Genomic DNA, 16166 nt, shown 5'->3' on the forward strand with positions numbered 1-16166 from the left:
GTTAGAATACCTGCCTGTCACGCAGGGGGTCGCGGGTTCGAGTCCCGTCCGTTCCGCCACTTATAGCAAGCCCCGTGATGAAAATCACGGGGTTTTTGTTTTTCTACGATACATGTAATACAGCAATTTCTAACTATATTTTCTCCCTGTCGTCACACAGCTCACTCTGCTATAGTGATCTCTTCTAGATTTTTTTGTTTATTATGAGCGAGCAAATATTACTTAAAGTTTTGATATAGAGTATAACCTGCCACTGAACCCGTTACATCATAAGCAAAATCATGCCAACTCCAGCCAGTACCTGCTGGTCGGCTATCATAAAGTTCTTTCGCTGCACCTAGCGAAATCGAAAATAACATACCGAATTGTGCTGCTTGCCGATGTTGCATGTTCTGCCTATCCGCATACGCATTACCAGCAGCAGCCATTGCAGCAGAAAAAGCAAAGTGCTGCGCCTTATCTTTTCCCTGCCAATTATCATTTGACCAATGGAAGCCTGAACAGCCAGTCATTACTATTAAGGAGCAACTTAAAGCTAATGTTTTATAAGAGAGATTTGGCATATATCTTGGCCCTCTACAGCAACTGATAAGTTAGAGTTCGCTAGATAATAAAAAGCGCCACATGAGCGGCGCTTTAGAGAGTCAATTATTAAAGTATTCGACTAATGAGTCGATCAACTCGGATACGTCGTAATCGACGGATCAGTTTTTTCACTTTAACAGGGTAGGTTTGAATGCTATCCAGCTCGCGATAATGATGAACAACTTTAGTATGGACTCGGATGCAATCAAGCTCGTGTTGGCGTTGTTCTTGGAGCTGTTGTTTTGGATCGTGGATTAATACCGCATTTTCCAAATCTAATCCCCAAGCCCGTGGATTCAGGTTATTACCTGTAATCAGCTGCCATTGATTATCAACCCACATTCCTTTCAGGTGATAGGTGTTGTCACCATCTTTCCATAAACGAACTGTCAGTTGTTCACTATCAATAAAACGCTGCAAACGGCTAACAAACTTACGTAAGTTTATTTCATAGAGATAAGGCAAAGCACCGATGATTTTAAAAGGCTCTTCAGGTGGAATATAGAAGTCGTTAGCGGTTTTATCACCAATAATGATTTCAACTTTCTTTCCATCACGCAGTAACTTGCTGATAATTCTTACTAAGACAGCAGGTAAATTAAAATATGGTGTACAGATAGTTAACTTTTCAGCGGTTGAGCTCATTAAATGGGTGATAGTACGATTTAACTCGTTTTTTTTACCTAGGCCAACAAATGGAGTAACGGCAAGTTCATCATTAGATGCATTACCTGCAAATTGGTAATTAACGCCTCTTAATGACAAACGAAATTGCTTGATTAACCCTTTAAATTCCGCTGTTTTTGGTCTGCTAGGCGTATTGAGTAGATGAATAGCATCCGATGATAAAAGAGAATCATCAATGAATTTTTTCATCGTTGCAGTGAGCTGACTATTTTTGATGAGATGATATCTATCGTAGCGGTATTTTTCATGACGATGCAGGTAGACATCATTGATGCTAGCCCCGCTATATAGAAGCGTATCATCAAATAAGAAACCTTTTAAATGCAGTACTCCTAATGCTTCACGCGTGTTTACGGGGATCCCGAAAACAGGGATCTCAACATCAGGGTATTGCTGAGAAACTTCATAATACCAATCGGCATTAGTCAGATTAGCAGCAGCGCCAATTCGACCGCGCTGAGCTCGGTGCCAATCAACTAGAATTTTAATATCTAGATTAGGATTTGCTTGTTTAGCGGCATACAGAGCATGAAGGATGTCTTTACCCGCATCATCTTTTTCTAAATACAGCGCCGTAATGTAGACTGTATTTTTAGCTTGCGAGATTTGTTCAAGCAGAGCACCACGAAAATCTTCCGTCTTATAGAGCGTTTTAACATCATCAACCGACTGAGACAATTTAGGCATGCTTGCCAAGTGTTGTTGATGTTTTGCTTGTTTTAGTTTTGACAACATCACAGTGTGAATTTTCTCTTGTTAGTCTAATAGCAAATCGCTTTATACAAATATTTAAGCGAATGATCTGTCGATGATATCATATTTACACCATTCATTAGGAATAAATTGACCATTGGTTTACTTACTATACAGATTACGGTTTATTCCTAACGCTAATTATAGATGCAGGGTGAGATTTACGACACCATCCTCAAATTGAACATCAATTTGGAATCCTAATTTTTTTGCTAAGCTGATCATATTACGATTCTCTGGCATGGTGATCGCTGTCAGCTTCTTAATGCCATGTCCGCGGGTGTAGTTAAGCAGTTTTTGCATTAATTGATAACCGAGCGTTTGCCCTTTCATATCTGAACGAACTAAAACGGCAAACTCAGCTTCTTGGTTATCAGGATCTGCCATTGCGCGAGTTACGCCGATAATTTCAGGTTGTGTATCACTATTTTTAACAGCGACAAACGCCATTTCTCGGTCGTAATCGATTTGTGTCATATTCGCGAGATCATCATGAGTGAATTCACTGATTTCACTGAAATAACGGTAATAAAGGTCTTCTTTAGTGACTTGCTCAATAAAGGATTTTAAGAGTGGTTCATCTTCAGGAAGAATCGGTCTTAGCAAGCAAGTTAGGTCATCTTTTAGGTTAATGGTCTCTTCAAGCTCATTAGGATAAGGACGGATGGCAAGCCGAGTATCTGGAATGTTACTTGCTGAGTTCAATGTCATTGAAACATCAAGTAATGTGAATTCATCACCAGCCGCAAGTAGTGGATGTATATCTAATCGGCTGATGTTAGGGCAATCAATGATTAAGTTAGAGACACGAACTAATAAGCTGGCTAGCCCCGGAATATCTAATGGTTCTAGAGCACTACGGGCTTTAATTTTATGTCCTTTGATTGCATTAATGACCAAGTAACGAGCTAGCGCTAAGTTTAGTGGCGGAAGAGCTACGGCAGCCTGACTCTCTTGTTGCCACTCTATGCCCCCTTCGCCAAGCATGATTAATAAACCAAAAACAGGATCAAGCTCAACAGCGATTCGTAGCTCTTGAGCTCCTGCGCGATTCGCCATGCTTTGTACTAATAAGCCCTCAATTCGAGCTTGTGGGTAGTTGGTCGAGACTCGTTCAATGATGGCATTGGCAGCTTCAGAGACTTCTTTGGCATTCCTTAAATAGAGCATAACGCCCTGAACTTCTGATTTATGCACAATGTCAGGAGAACGTAATTTTAGTGCAACGGGATAGCCAATCTTTTCTGCGATTTCAACGGCCTGTTCGCTGGAATGAGCAATCCATGTCGGTAAGCTGTTTAAGCCATAAGCTTTTAAGATTGGTTGAACTTCATGGGTATCTAAATGCAGCTTGTTATTTTCAATGGCTTGCATGATACAGGTATGTGCTTGCTGAGTATTTGCGGTTATCCCGACAGGCAGCGCAGGGGTTTCTTTTAATTGTTTTTGGTTACGGCGATATTCCACCATATGCATATAGGCGGTGATTGCACCTTCTGGCGTTCGGTAAGTTGGGATCCCAGCTTCGCTGAAGAGCCTTCTTGCCTCTTGAGAAGAATATTCCCCGCACCAGTTTGTGAGGATAGTTAACCATTTACCCCGAGGATGTTGTTTAATGGTTTTGATCACTTTTTCTGCCATAGATTTACTTTGTGTAATGGCACTTGGTGTATGGATCAAAAGCAACGCATCATGATCGTGGCTATCGAGCATTTTGTTTAATACGTTGAGATACCTATCCACAGTGGCATCGTCGCCGAGGTCAATCGGGTTTTGGGTAGATAAATCTAATGGTAATAGAGAACTTAATTCGTTTTCAGTTTCTACACTGAGTTTTGCAAGTTTTCCATTACGTAGAAGTAGTTCATCGAGTGCCATTGCGGCAGGTGCTGAGCCGTTGCTCATAATCGATAAACGTTCTCCTCGTAGCGGAGTCATATAACTTAGTGTTTCTACCGCAGAAAACATTTCGTGGGTATCTTGGACTCGCAGTAAACCAGCCCGTTGAATCGCAGCATCATAAGCGGCATCTAAACTTGGTTTTTCACCGAGAAGCTCTTGCGCTTTGCGTGTTCGCCCGCTTTTGATAACGAGGATCGGTTTGTTACGGGATGCACTACGAGAAGATGATAAAAAGCGTCTAGCATCACTAATGTTTTCTAAATAAAGCAAGATAGCGCTGGTTTTGCTATCTCGAGCAAGATAGTCCAGTAGGTCATCAATATCGATATCAATGCTATCGCCAAGGGCAATAAAATAGGAAAAACCGATATCGCGATGGCGCGCCCAATCTAAGACTGTATTTGAGACTGCGGCAGATTGTGAAATAAATGCTAGTTTACCTTTCAAAATAGGGATTGGGGAAAAGCTGGCATTTAGCCCTTGCCATGGTGCAAAGAAGCCTAAGCTATTCGGACCTAATAAACGAATTTGGTATTGCTGAGCCACCTTTTTCAGTTCATTAAATTGAATAGAAGGGGACGATAAGATAATGACGACATTACAACCTGCCTCACCAAGCTGGCGGAGACATTCAACATTGCGAGAATAGTGAGTGCAGATCACTGCAAGATCAGGCTTGAGTGGGAGTTTATCAATTGAGGGATAAGCAAGGACGCCAAGAATGGAGTTCCTGTTCGGGTTAACGGGCAGAATAGGGCCTTTGAAACCACTGCTGAGTAAGTTTTTCATCATCACAGATCCTGCTCGGCTAGGATCTTCTGAAGCGCCCACGACAACGATAGATTTTGGTCTAAACAATGACTCTAGCTGACTCACTAACCCCATGGCGGTAAACCTTTTTGTGGTGAGCGAAAACCCGCTCAATTGATTTTGAGTTCGTAAGCAACGCTATACGATACGTTGCTGGAATACCATGTCGTATATTGTGCCGTATATTGTGGGAAGCGCCAGTTTATCGAGGGAATTTTATTGAATATTACAAGCACCTTCACGTTTTGCTGTGAAGGTGATTTTCAAAATAGAAATTGCTGGAAAGCGAGGCATATAAATAACGTAAAAAATGCCTATAAGGAGTTATTCTTGGGGCTTAGACAAAAGCATTTGAGCGGTTGGATGATGCGGTTTCCCCTCTAAGTATTTACGGCGAAACAGATTGAAATGCGTGAATAACGCTTGGGATGCATCAATATCGCCAGCTTGTTCTAGCACGGTAGCAGCGACTTCAGCAGTGCAGTGTTGCTCTTCCCGCGATGGTGTACGCAGCAGGTAGTCGGTTCTCGCTTTCGTATTGATAGACAACATTGGAATTTGATCCAAATAAGGGCTTTTGCGGAACATCTTACGCGCTTCTGGCCAAGTACCATCTAACAGAATAAACAATGCAGGTTTGTCAGAAAGCGTCGGTTCATTGACGACAATGCGATCCGTTTGCGCGTAGCTTTCTGGGAAAATCAGATAAGGCTGTCTACTCTTATCTTGCAGAGCGGCTAACAGCTGGTTGTTAGGATCTGTTCTTGACCATTGATATGCCTGAGTATCAGGAAGCACATCGGCAATGAGTTTTCCGGTGTTGCTGGGTTTAAAGACTTCACCATCAAACATAATCAGACAAAATTGGCTTTTTGCTTGTGCAGAAACCGTTTCTTCATAGAGACACTGTGGCACGGGGAGTAAGCAATATTGACAGCGTTTCACCCGGCAACCCCTTGCTTTAAAAGGTTTTGTAGAAAGGGCTAAGCGTTGTTGACGCAGGTGATAGACAGCGTTCTGACTCATGGTTGATGGGGCACTTTTCGTTGTGACAAAAATAAGGGGCATATTGTACGCAAAACGATTTGTCTACGATAGAAGTATATTCAATAACTTTTCGGTGAGATAATAGCGCGGATCGGTAGCGTAGCTTTGCAACTTCATGTAATCTTCGCGCCATAGCTTAGTAGGGGATAGCGATGAACGACACGAATGATTTTAGTGGTAAAAACGGCAAAGTAAAAGTGATGTATGTCCGTAGCGAAGAGCAGGACAACAATAAAGGTAATGATAAACGCCGTGGCGGTCGTGATGATAAGCGAGATGATAGACGCGGTGATAAGCGTTCAGGTGGGCGTAACGACCGCAATGATCGCAACGACCGTTCTGGTCGCTCTGGTCGTCCAGAAGGTGGTCGCTCAGAACGCCGTTCTGACAATGACAGACGCTCAAGTAATCGCGATAGCGCACCACGTGGAGAGCAGTCTCCATGGCGTACAGTTTCAAAACCAGGCAGTGATGAATTAGAAAACGACCACGGTGGTATTTCAGGAAAAAGCCAAATTGATCCTGAGCAGTTACGTAAACAGCGCCAAGAAGAGACACGTATTTACGGCGAAAATGCTTGCCAAGCGATGTTTAAAAACCGTCCAGATGGCATTGTCCGTGCGTGGTTCTTGCAGTCAGTCACCCCACGTTTTCGTGATGCATTAAAATGGATGGCAGCAAACCGCAAAGCGTACCATGTTGTTGATGAAGAAGAGTTAACAAAAGCGTCTGGTACTGAGCACCACGGCGGTGTGTGCTTTATCATCAAAAAACGCGGTGGTATGGCAGCAGAAACCTACTTAGAAAATGCGGTCGATACCGATTGTGTTTTAGCGCTGGAAGATGTTGGTAACCCGCATAACCTTGGTGGGATCATGCGTAGCTGCGCTCACTTTGGTGTGAAAGGTGTGATTTTACAAGATGCAGGAATGCTGGAATCAGGTGCGGCAATTCGTACCGCTGAAGGCGGCGCGGAGCATATTAAAGCCATTGATGCGGATGGTTTCACCCCAACACTGAATAAATTCCGTGAAGCGGGCTATACCATCGTCACGACATCAAGCCATAAAGGTAGTCAGGACATTGCTAAGGTTCAATTACCGAAGAAAATGGTGTTGGTGTTAGGTCAAGAGAGTGATGGTTTAAGTGACAGCACATGGGATCAGGGTGATATGAGCCTGTACATTGGCGGAACAGGTAAAGTTGAAAGCCTGAACGTCTCTGTAGCAACAGGGATTATGCTTTCTCAGTGGTGGTCACAAAATAAAGTTAAGTAATGACTTACTGACTTGAGCTATCCTAAAAAAACCATACACAAAAATGTGTATGGTTTTTTTTCATTTGGATTACATACCGGCTAGTGAGCTCCGCCACCATCTTTTGAACCAGCACCGAATGGTGGTTTGGCAAACCATACAATCACCATTAACAGAATAAACACGCCAGCGGACATCCAGAAAATTTCATTAGCAGAAATAATTAGCCCTTGCTCAGTAATTGAACGCGCAATATATGCAGCACTTTGCTGCTCATTCATTCCTATTTGCGCCAACTCACTGTACATATGTTGAGCATTTGGATTATACGGGTTAACAAACTCTGTCAAATTTTCATGGTGCATTGCTTCACGCTGTGTCCACAACGTGGTGGTGATGGAGGTACCAATTGCACCCGCTAAGGTTCGCGTGAAGTTAGATAAGCTGGACGCTGATGCCATTCTTTCTGGTGGTAAACCTGATAATGTAATGGTCGTGAGTGGCATAAAGAAGCAGGCTATCGCTAAACCTTGAACGAACTGAGGCCATGCTGCTGCGGCAAATCCCATACCAGGCTCAAAGGTGTAAGCTCGCCAGTAATAGCAGACGGCATACATAATAAAACTGAATGTCACTAAATAACGCATATCAATACGGTTACCAAAGCGACCAATAATCGGCGTGATCAGCAGCGGCAAGAGACCGACGGGTGCGGAGGCTAACCCCGCCCAAGTTGCGGTATAGCCGTACACTTCTTGCAGCAACTGAGGCAATAGGACAATGGTACCGAAATAGAGCATATACGCCAAACTGAGCGCCAAACAACCGATAGTAAAATTACGCTCTTTAAAGAGGGAAAGGTCGATGACGGGATGCTCATCAGTCAGTTCCCAAACAATTAAGAAGGCTATTGCGACAACGGCGATAACGGTCAGAACGATGATCTCCGTAGAGTTAAACCAATCGAGCTCTTTCCCTTGGTCGAGCATAATCTGCAATGCACCAATCCCGACAACCAGTAAGACAAGCCCGACGGTATCAATTGGCTTGATCGCGATTTGAGTTTCACGTCCTTTAAGCGTTCGCATAATGGCAAAAATAATCGCGATACTAAAAGGAACGTTGATAAAGAAAATCCAGCCCCAGTGGTAGTTGTCACTAATATAGCCACCAAGAATAGGCCCACAAATCGGCGCAACCACAATGGTCATTGACCACAGTGCAAGAGCCATACTACGTTTGGCTGGTGGATAGTTATTGAGTAAGAGACTCTGAGACAAAGGAATGAGTGGACCTGCAACCAAACCTTGTAGGACGCGGAATAAAATCAGCATTTCTAAGCTGTTGGAGATCCCACACAACCATGAGGTAAGGGCGAAAAGCCCGGTAGACCATAAAAAGAGGCGAACTTCACCAATACGACGAGCTAACCAGCCAGTGATCGGAATAGAGATAGCATTCGCTACCCCAAACGATGTGATCACCCATGTGCCTTGTGAGTTAGATGCACCCAAGTTACCCGCAATTGTGGGGATAGCGACGTTAGCAATGGTCGAATCCAAAACTTGCATGAAAGTCGCCAAAGATAACGCAATGGTCATCCAAGCCAGTTTTGAGCCTGTTAACGGTGCATTTGTCACGTTAGTGTCTCCGTTTACTTATTTGCCAGAGTTATTTTGAATAATCTCAGCAACAATTTTGTCAGCAGGAGACATATCAACCGCTAAAGCCGTTGTGTGATAAGCGGGCGTATCGCGCAGACCTTTGGATAACACTTTGCCGTCTTTATTGGCAGTATCCACTTCGACTTCGGTTGAGAGCCCAATACGTAGAGGGTATTCATCAAGTTGGGATTCATCGAGGGCGATACGTACTGGAAGGCGTTGAACCACTTTGATCCAGTTGCCGCTCGCGTTTTGAGCGGGTAATAATGAGAAAGCGCTTCCCGTCCCCATATCAAGCCCGACCACGGTGCCGTTGAATACCACATTTTTGCCATAGAAATCGGTAGTTACTTTGGCAGGTTGGCCAATGCGCATACTCGCTAATTGTGTCTCTTTAAAGTTGGCATCAATCCACATTCCGCTAGATGGCACAATTGCCATTAATGGGGTATTTGGCGTGATTTGTGAACCGACTTGCACACTACGGCGGGAAACATAACCGTCCACTGGGCTGACAATTTTGGTGCGTTGCAGGGCAAGCCATGCATTTCGCACTTGCGTTGCAGCTTGTTCAACAAGCGGCTGCTTTTCTAAAGCGGTATTGAGCACGATGGCTTGGTTGGCGTTGTACTGTTCAATCGCCACATCAAGCGCACCTTTCGCACTGATGACAGCTTCTCTCGCATGTTGAAGCTCTTCTTTACCGATTAAATTGCTGCTACCCAAGACTTCGCGGCGTTTTAAATCATTTTGTAAACGGGATAATTCAGAGCGTTTAACATCAATATTTGCTTGAAATTGGCGGCTATTGATAATGTGCTGTTGGGATTGTCGAACGCTGTTAGCAAGTTCAGTTTTGGCTTTTTCAAGAGCGAGTTCGGCATCTCTAGGATCTAACTCCACCAGTACCGTTCCACTTTTCACAAAATCGGTGTTATCGACATTGACTGTCATGACGCTACCGGATATTTGCGCTTGGATTTGAACTTGATTTCCAGCAACGTAAGCGTTGTCTGTTGATTCGTAATGGCGTAAGACGAGATACCAGTATGCAGTCCAACCGATGCCTATCGCTATAAAAATAACGGTTAGGAACATTAGTGCATTTCTGCGCTGTCTTTTTTTGTTTAATGGCGGCGTTTGCGTTTCAAGCAGATCCTCGCGTGCGCTCATACTGGTGGTTCCCCATATTCAATGGATAAAAATAACGACTGTTTCCAGCAGTTAGTGTTAACTACTGGAAACTAAGACGACAAATGATTTCGTTGCTCGATGGGATATCGCAATATATAACTGAAAGGATAATGAAATATATGTGAGTGAAAAGTTTTTTTTTCAGTTTAAGCCACAGAATGCCTCAAAAACATTAACCATGAAATATCTGTGGTCAATATTATCACTCTTTTATGCTATCGAGTTTTGCTAATAATTTGCGCATCAGCTTGTCGAGCAGTTGTTTTTCATCAGTATCCAATGAAGACCAAATATCGATCAATGCCTTATGCTGCGGCGGTAATAATCCACTGAGAAACTCAGAGCCTTTTTCCGTTAAGTGCAAATGCAGGCAGCGACGGTCGTTATGGCTTTCTTTACGCTCAATCCAACCATTTTTTTCTAATTCATCGGCGATACGTGTTGCGTTAGTCCGTGAAGAACCTAATGCTGCACTGAGTTCAGATGGCTGAATGCTATGAGAATCTTTAGTATCAAGGATCATGAGCGCCATAAATAGCGTTTCATTGACACCTTGAGCTCTTAGCATGTTATTACGTGATTCCAACAGTTTTCCATGAACGTGCATGCACAAGCGCGTCAATAAAATTTCTTGGTAAGGGATAGTATTTTCTTGTGAAGTTTGTTGCGCGACGCGAGCGTTAAGTAATTCTTCTGTCGGTGTAAATGAACTTTCCATTATTTGGATACCTTATTAGTTTCAGTTGGTAAGATTTCAACTGTAATCAACCATGTGAATGGTATATTAAAAGATAGAATTAGCAATTATACTTAATTAATTTCATCCATTTTATTTTGACAATGATACATTATTCATAAATTTTATGAATGTGTTTTAACGCATTTAGTATAGTTCAATTAACAATCACTGCTTTCTTACTATCATGTAGGTAAATAGATGAAAATATAATTGCGTTTTATACGACAAATAAAATCATATAAAACAATATATAATCACATCGCATTAACTCAATACCATTTTTTTTATTACTCAATAATTACAAGATAGAAGGATCTTTCTATTTTTTGAGGTAAATACCCTAAAAAGGCACCTAGGGTATTGAGTAATACCGAATTAATATTTTGTGGATAAGAAGTATACCATCTGATAAAGATATACTTTTTGCTTAACTGTGTCACTTATTAACTTTTTCTAGGTAAATTATACCTTGAACCAATTATTTATCATTGTTAGCTATTTAACATGATGATTATTATCACAGAGATATAATAATAGGCTAAATAATGGGCATATGAATAATAGATCAGATATTAAATCTATAGCAGCCAAATAAATGACTGCTATAGATATAAATGAATGAAGGGATTACTGTTCAGAGGTAATAATTGGATCGAATCGAGCACCAATTGCCCAAATGATTAAACTGATACCTGTGATAACAACGCCTGAAATTGCTACGCCCATCCAACCTGCATGTTCATAGGCATAACCTGAAAGTAATGAACCTAGTGCTCCGCCAATAAAATAACTGGTCATATAGCCGGCAGTTAAGCGATTTCGTGCTTCAGGCATAATACGATAAAGTGTGCTTTGGTTAGTCACATGAACACCTTGGATGGCAAGATCAAGCACTAAGATGCCAATAATAAAAGCGATTAGTGAATATTTTGCCAGACCAATTGGGATCCATGAGAGCAATAATAGAATTAACCCAAGGGTAGTGACTAATTTGCCTTTACCTTTATCCACTAAGCGCCCTGCTTGGGTTGCCATTAATGCACCTGCTGCACCAACCAAACCAAATAACCCGATAGTACCCTCAGAATAATTAAAAGGCGGGCTGGCTAATAAGAATGCCATCGCAGTCCATAATAGCGCAAAGTTCGCGAAAGTGAGGGCGCCAAGCAGTGCGCGAGTTGCTAAGACTGGCGTAGTAAAAAACAGACGTCCGATAGAGCCAATGAGTTGAAAATAGTTAAGATCCGTTTTTTGGTGATAACGCGGTAATTTAAGCGCCAAAATTAGGATCAGGAACATCATTAATCCAAAGGCAACCCAGTAAATAGCTCGCCAACCGCCTATCATTGCCACGCCACCGGAGATAGTTCGAGCGAGTAAGATCCCAAGAAGTAACCCACTCATAATAGTACCCACTGCTTTGCCCCGTTGATGAGGCTTTGCAATAGAAGCTGCCATAGGAACAAGAACTTGGGCGACAACGGAGAATAGCCCTGTGAGAGCGGTACCGAGAAGAATTTGCCAAATATTATCAGAAAGCGCGGTGATTAATAAACCACTGGCTGACAATGTGGTCATCACGATGATCAATTTTTTACGTTCAAAAAGATCACCAAGAGGAACAAGGAAGAGTAATCCAACGGCGTAACCTAATTGTGCGGCGGTCACAATAAAGCCCGCCATGTTGGTTGTTAGGTTGAATTGGAGTGCGATAGTGTCTAGCAGGGGCTGTGCGTAATAATTACTGGCAACGACCAGCCCAGTGGCGATGGCCATTAAGAGCGTTAAGCCCGTAGTCAGTTCCGCTTGTGGTGTTTTCATGCTCATTATGCTTCGGATATGAATGTTATTTTATGATCTGTGGGTAGGCATCAAGCCTATCCCACTATGACCGTTTATAGTATTAATGATTTAAGTGATTTTATTATTTTTTTCAAAAGATTGATGCGAGATATTTTTGTTGATGTTATTCAAAAAAGCCAATCATCATCTTCAGTACTGACTGCTTTACCAATCACATAGGATGAACCTGAACCTGAGAAAAAGTCATGATTTTCGTTGGCATCAGGCGAGAGCGCCGATAAAATCTCTGGGCTAACTTGGGTTATTGAGTCAGGGAAAAGTGCTTCATAGCCCAAATTCATCAAGGCTTTATTCGCATTATAGTGAAGGAAGCTTTTCACATCTTCACTCCAGCCAACGCTATCATACAGCTCTTGGGTGTACTTGATTTCATTTTCATATAAATCAAACAAGAGCGAAAAAGTGAAATCCTTAATTTCATTGCGTTCTTGTTCAGAATAATGGACAAGGGCTTTCTGAAATTTATAGCCAATATAGTAACCATGAATAGCTTCATCGCGGATGATCAGACGAATTAAATCGGCGGTATTGGTGAGTTTTCCTCGGCTTGACCAGTACATTGGTAAGTAAAAACCTGAGTAAAACAAAAATGATTCTAAAAAGACGCTGGCGACTTTTTTCTTCAGTGGATGTTCATCACAGTAGTAAGACAAAATAATTTTGGCTTTATTTTGCAATGCACTGTTTTCTTCACTCCAACGATAGGCTTCATCAACATCGACTGTGGAACACAGTGTTGAAAAAATCGAGCTGTAAGAGCGTGCATGCACCGCTTCCATAAAGCTGATATTGGAGAGAACCGCTTCTTCGTGAGGCGTTTGAGCATCTCCCATCAAACACGGTGCGCCAACGGTATTTTGGATGGTATCTAGCAAGGTTAATCCCGTAAAAACGCGGATAGTGAGTTGCTGTTCGGCAGATGTCAGTGTATTCCAAGAAACCGTGTCGTTGGACAAGGGAATTTTTTCGGGCAACCAAAAATTACTGGTTAATCGGTTCCATACTTCAAGATCCTTATCATCTTGAATGCGGTTCCAGTTTATTGCTTGAACAGGGCGATTGAGCGTGCTGGTGGTCATTATCTTTTTCCTTTTACAGTGAGCAGGAGACGCAGCCTTCGACTTCGGTGCCTTCAAGTGCTGTCTGACGTAATCGAATGTAATACAAGGTTTTGATCCCTTTTCGCCATGCGTATATTTGGGCTTTATTGATATCACGGGTGGTGGCATTGCCATCGAAAAATAGGGTTAGTGATAAACCTTGGTCGACGTGTTGGGTGGCTTCGGCATAGGTATCAATAATTTTCTCAGGACCAATCTGATAAGCATCTTGGTAGTATTTGAGATTCTCATTGGTCATAAAAGGGGCTGGGTAGTAAACACGCCCAATCTTACCTTCTTTACGAATTTCGATAGGCGCGACCACGGGGTGAATGCTGGAGGTGGCATTATTGATATAAGAGATAGATCCCGTAGGCGGAATAGCTTGCAAGTTTTGATTATAAATTCCATGTGCTATTACGGACTGTTTTAATATCTGCCAGTCCGTTTGTGTTGGTATTTCGATGCCCGAACGTCGGAATAATTCCTGCACGGTTTGGGTCTTTGGTGACCATGTTTTGTTGATATATTTATCAAAATACTCGCCATTAGCGTAGGTGGATATTTCAAAGCCATCAAACGTTTGTTGGCGTTCGATTGCTAATTGGTTCGAAGTTTTTAAGGCATGGTATGCCACGGTGTAAAAGTAGATATTGGTAAAATCTAACCCTTCTTCAGAACCATAATGAATATGCTCACGAGCTAAGAAACCATGCAAATTCATTTGCCCTAAACCAATAGCGTGGGATTCTTGGTTGCCTTTGGCTATGGATGGAACTGAGCGAATATTGCTCATGTCAGAAACGGCAGTTAAGGCGCGAACGGCAGTATCAATCGAGCGTGCAAAATCAGGAGAATCCATGGTTTTGGCGATGTTCATGGAGCCTAAATTACAGCTAATATCTTTACCAATATGTTGGTAGCTTAAATCTTCTTCATAAAGGCTAGGTTGGTTTACCTGTAAAATCTCAGAGCACAAGTTACTCATATTGATTCGACCTGCAATCGGATTGGCGCGGTTAGCGGTATCCTCAAACAAAATGTAGGGATAGCCAGATTCAAATTGAATTTCGGCGATAGTCTGGAAAAACTCTCGCGCATTAATTTTGAATTTCTTGATGGCTTTGTTATTCACCATTTCATGATACTTTTCTGTCACGCTGATTTCAGACATCGGTACCCCATAGACTTTTTGGATGTCATAGGGAGAAAACAGGTACATGTCTTCATTATTTTTAGCGAGTTGGAAGGTGATATCGGGGATCACAACCCCAAGTGAAAGCGTTTTAATCCGAATTTTTTCATCCGCATTTTCTCGTTTGGTATCTAAAAATCGCAGGATGTCAGGGTGATGAGCATGAAGATACACCGCGCCTGCACCTTACCTTGCTCCTAGCTGATTGGCATAGGAAAAGGCATCCTCCAGCATTTTCATCACAGGAACCACGCCTGACGATTGGTTTTCTATCTGTTTAATCGGTGCGCCTTGTTCGCGCAAATTACTCATCAAGAAAGCGACACCACCTCCGCGTTTGGACAGTTGCAGGGCTGAGTTCACGGAGCGCCCGATGGACTCCATATTGTCTTCTATGCGCAGTAAAAAACAGGAAATAAGCTCGCCTCGTTGTTTTTTACCACCGTTCAGGAATGTGGGAGTGGCAGGTTGAAAACGTCCGCTAATGATTTCGTCCACTAAGAGAGTCGCAAGGGATTTTGAGCCCTGCGCCAAAGCCAGTGCAACCATACAAACCCGGTCTTCATAACGCTCAAGATAGCGCTCACCATCGAAGGTTTTTAGGGTGTAACTGGTGTAATACTTAAAGGCGCCCAAAAAGGTTTGGAAGCGAAATTTGTGGGCGTAGGCTTGTTTAAAAAGCTGTTTAATAAATGGGAAATCGTATTGAGCGAGCACCTCTTCTTCGTAGTAATTTTCATTAACTAAGAAATCGAGTTTTTCTTTTAAATCGTGAAAAAAGACCGTGTTTTGATTCACATGCTGGTGGAAATAGAGGTGAGCAGCTTGTTTGTCTTTATCCAGCTGTAAGCGACCTTCACTATCATAAAGGTTAAGCATCGCATTGAGCGCGTGGTAGTCCGCATTGCGATTATTATTTAGGTGACTGTGCTGTGGGTTATCCATTGATCTGCTCCTTTGTGTGAGCCCAGAATGTTTTTAATCCTTGTTTTACAGATTGCACATCGCGCTCTGTGCCTAATAATTCAAATCGGTAGAGGAAGGGAATTGCGCATTTTTGAGCGACAATGTTGCCGGCAATGGCATAAGCCTCACCAAAGTTGGTATTACCCGCAGCGATGACACCGCGAATTAACGCACGGTTTGCCTCGATATTGAGAAAGTGCACCACTTCTTTAGGCACAGCGCCATGAGCGGTTCCACCGCCATAGGTCGGCAGCAACAGCACATAGGGTTGTGAGGCGAAAAGTACATTTTCAGGTAGATGGCCAATGGGAATACGAGTGGCTGGCAGCTGTAATTTTTCGACGAATCGATGGCAATTACCTGAGTGACTCGAGAAATAAATTAGCGGTTGAGTGGTCATTTCAA

General features: G+C 42.6%; 11 protein-coding genes and 1 pseudogene. 1 reads left to right on the top strand and 11 read right to left on the bottom strand.

What is annotated here, in order from left to right; translation table 11 throughout:
- Window positions 1-218 precede the first annotated feature (218 nt).
- From GKR71_RS06550 to GKR71_RS06565, 4 genes are all read right to left on the bottom strand, one after another.
- Window positions 219-563: a YfiM family lipoprotein gene (locus GKR71_RS06550; RefSeq protein ID WP_154634070.1), complete on the bottom strand. Its 345-nt coding sequence runs from the start codon at window positions 561-563 to the stop codon at window positions 219-221.
- Between the two features lie 88 nt (window positions 564-651).
- Window positions 652-2007, bottom strand: coding sequence for a CDP-diacylglycerol--serine O-phosphatidyltransferase (gene pssA / locus GKR71_RS06555; RefSeq protein WP_108479356.1), 1356 nt, complete (start codon window positions 2005-2007; stop codon window positions 652-654).
- A gap of 159 nt (window positions 2008-2166) precedes the next feature.
- Entirely contained in the window at window positions 2167-4812 is a 2646-nt protein-coding gene (locus GKR71_RS06560; protein WP_036947727.1) for a bifunctional acetate--CoA ligase family protein/GNAT family N-acetyltransferase, read from the bottom strand.
- Window positions 4813-5061: 249 nt separating this feature from the next.
- Window positions 5062-5763 (bottom strand): tRNA-uridine aminocarboxypropyltransferase, encoded by a 702-nt coding sequence (locus GKR71_RS06565; protein WP_154634071.1) that lies wholly within the window; start codon window positions 5761-5763, stop codon window positions 5062-5064.
- 173 nt (window positions 5764-5936) lie between these two features.
- Here GKR71_RS06565 and GKR71_RS06570 point away from each other — a divergent pair, with 173 nt between their 5' ends.
- The gene (locus GKR71_RS06570; protein ID WP_036947726.1) at window positions 5937-7061 is read left to right on the top strand and encodes a tRNA/rRNA methyltransferase; all 1125 of its coding nucleotides are present in this window, start codon (window positions 5937-5939) and stop codon (window positions 7059-7061) included.
- Window positions 7062-7141: 80 nt separating this feature from the next.
- Here GKR71_RS06570 and emrB read toward each other — a convergent pair whose 3' ends face one another.
- The 7 genes and pseudogenes from emrB to nrdI all read right to left on the bottom strand — a co-directional run bounded on the left by emrB (window position 7142) and on the right by nrdI (window position 16161).
- On the bottom strand, window positions 7142-8680 hold the full coding sequence (emrB, locus tag GKR71_RS06575; RefSeq protein ID WP_036947723.1) for a multidrug efflux MFS transporter permease subunit EmrB: 1539 nt from the start codon (window positions 8678-8680) through the stop codon (window positions 7142-7144).
- Between the two features lie 18 nt (window positions 8681-8698).
- Window positions 8699-9877 carry a multidrug efflux MFS transporter periplasmic adaptor subunit EmrA gene (gene emrA / locus GKR71_RS06580; protein WP_154634072.1) on the bottom strand — a complete coding sequence of 393 codons (1179 nt, stop codon included), beginning with the start codon at window positions 9875-9877 and terminating at the stop codon, window positions 8699-8701.
- Window positions 9878-10100: 223 nt separating this feature from the next.
- A complete protein-coding gene (gene mprA, locus GKR71_RS06585; RefSeq protein WP_036947719.1) occupies window positions 10101-10616 on the bottom strand; it encodes a transcriptional repressor MprA in 516 nt (171 codons plus the stop codon).
- A gap of 648 nt (window positions 10617-11264) precedes the next feature.
- Window positions 11265-12464: an MFS transporter gene (locus tag GKR71_RS06590; RefSeq protein ID WP_036947717.1), complete on the bottom strand. Its 1200-nt coding sequence runs from the start codon at window positions 12462-12464 to the stop codon at window positions 11265-11267.
- Window positions 12465-12607: 143 nt separating this feature from the next.
- The gene (gene nrdF / locus GKR71_RS06595) at window positions 12608-13579 is read right to left on the bottom strand and encodes a class 1b ribonucleoside-diphosphate reductase subunit beta (protein WP_036947713.1); all 972 of its coding nucleotides are present in this window, start codon (window positions 13577-13579) and stop codon (window positions 12608-12610) included.
- A 13-nt stretch (window positions 13580-13592) separates the two neighbouring features.
- Window positions 13593-15740: pseudogene (gene nrdE, locus GKR71_RS06600) on the bottom strand (class 1b ribonucleoside-diphosphate reductase subunit alpha).
- Window positions 15733-16161: a class Ib ribonucleoside-diphosphate reductase assembly flavoprotein NrdI gene (gene nrdI / locus GKR71_RS06605; protein WP_154634073.1), complete on the bottom strand. Its 429-nt coding sequence runs from the start codon at window positions 16159-16161 to the stop codon at window positions 15733-15735. The pseudogene nrdE and the gene nrdI overlap by 8 nt, the downstream one beginning before the upstream one ends.
- Window positions 16162-16166: the final 5 nt, after the last annotated feature.

Source organism: Providencia sp. wls1922, assembly GCF_009706505.1.
Taxonomy (GTDB): domain Bacteria; phylum Pseudomonadota; class Gammaproteobacteria; order Enterobacterales; family Enterobacteriaceae; genus Providencia; species Providencia lanzhouensis.

Excerpts from the sequence above, each read along its gene's own strand:
- pssA (WP_108479356.1), bottom strand. The coding sequence starts at position 2,007 with ATGTTGTCAAAACTAAAACAAGCAAAACATCAACAACACTTGGCAAGC.
- nrdI (WP_154634073.1), bottom strand. The coding sequence starts at position 16,161 with ATGACCACTCAACCGCTAATTTATTTCTCGAGTCACTCAGGTAATTGC.
- mprA (WP_036947719.1), bottom strand. The coding sequence starts at position 10,616 with ATGGAAAGTTCATTTACACCGACAGAAGAATTACTTAACGCTCGCGTC.
- GKR71_RS06570 (WP_036947726.1), top strand. The coding sequence starts at position 5,937 with ATGAACGACACGAATGATTTTAGTGGTAAAAACGGCAAAGTAAAAGTG.
- GKR71_RS06560 (WP_036947727.1), bottom strand. The coding sequence starts at position 4,812 with ATGGGGTTAGTGAGTCAGCTAGAGTCATTGTTTAGACCAAAATCTATC.
- emrA (WP_154634072.1), bottom strand. The coding sequence starts at position 9,877 with ATGAGCGCACGCGAGGATCTGCTTGAAACGCAAACGCCGCCATTAAAC.
- nrdF (WP_036947713.1), bottom strand. The coding sequence starts at position 13,579 with ATGACCACCAGCACGCTCAATCGCCCTGTTCAAGCAATAAACTGGAAC.
- GKR71_RS06590 (WP_036947717.1), bottom strand. The coding sequence starts at position 12,464 with ATGAGCATGAAAACACCACAAGCGGAACTGACTACGGGCTTAACGCTC.
- GKR71_RS06550 (WP_154634070.1), bottom strand. The coding sequence starts at position 563 with ATGCCAAATCTCTCTTATAAAACATTAGCTTTAAGTTGCTCCTTAATA.
- GKR71_RS06565 (WP_154634071.1), bottom strand. The coding sequence starts at position 5,763 with ATGAGTCAGAACGCTGTCTATCACCTGCGTCAACAACGCTTAGCCCTT.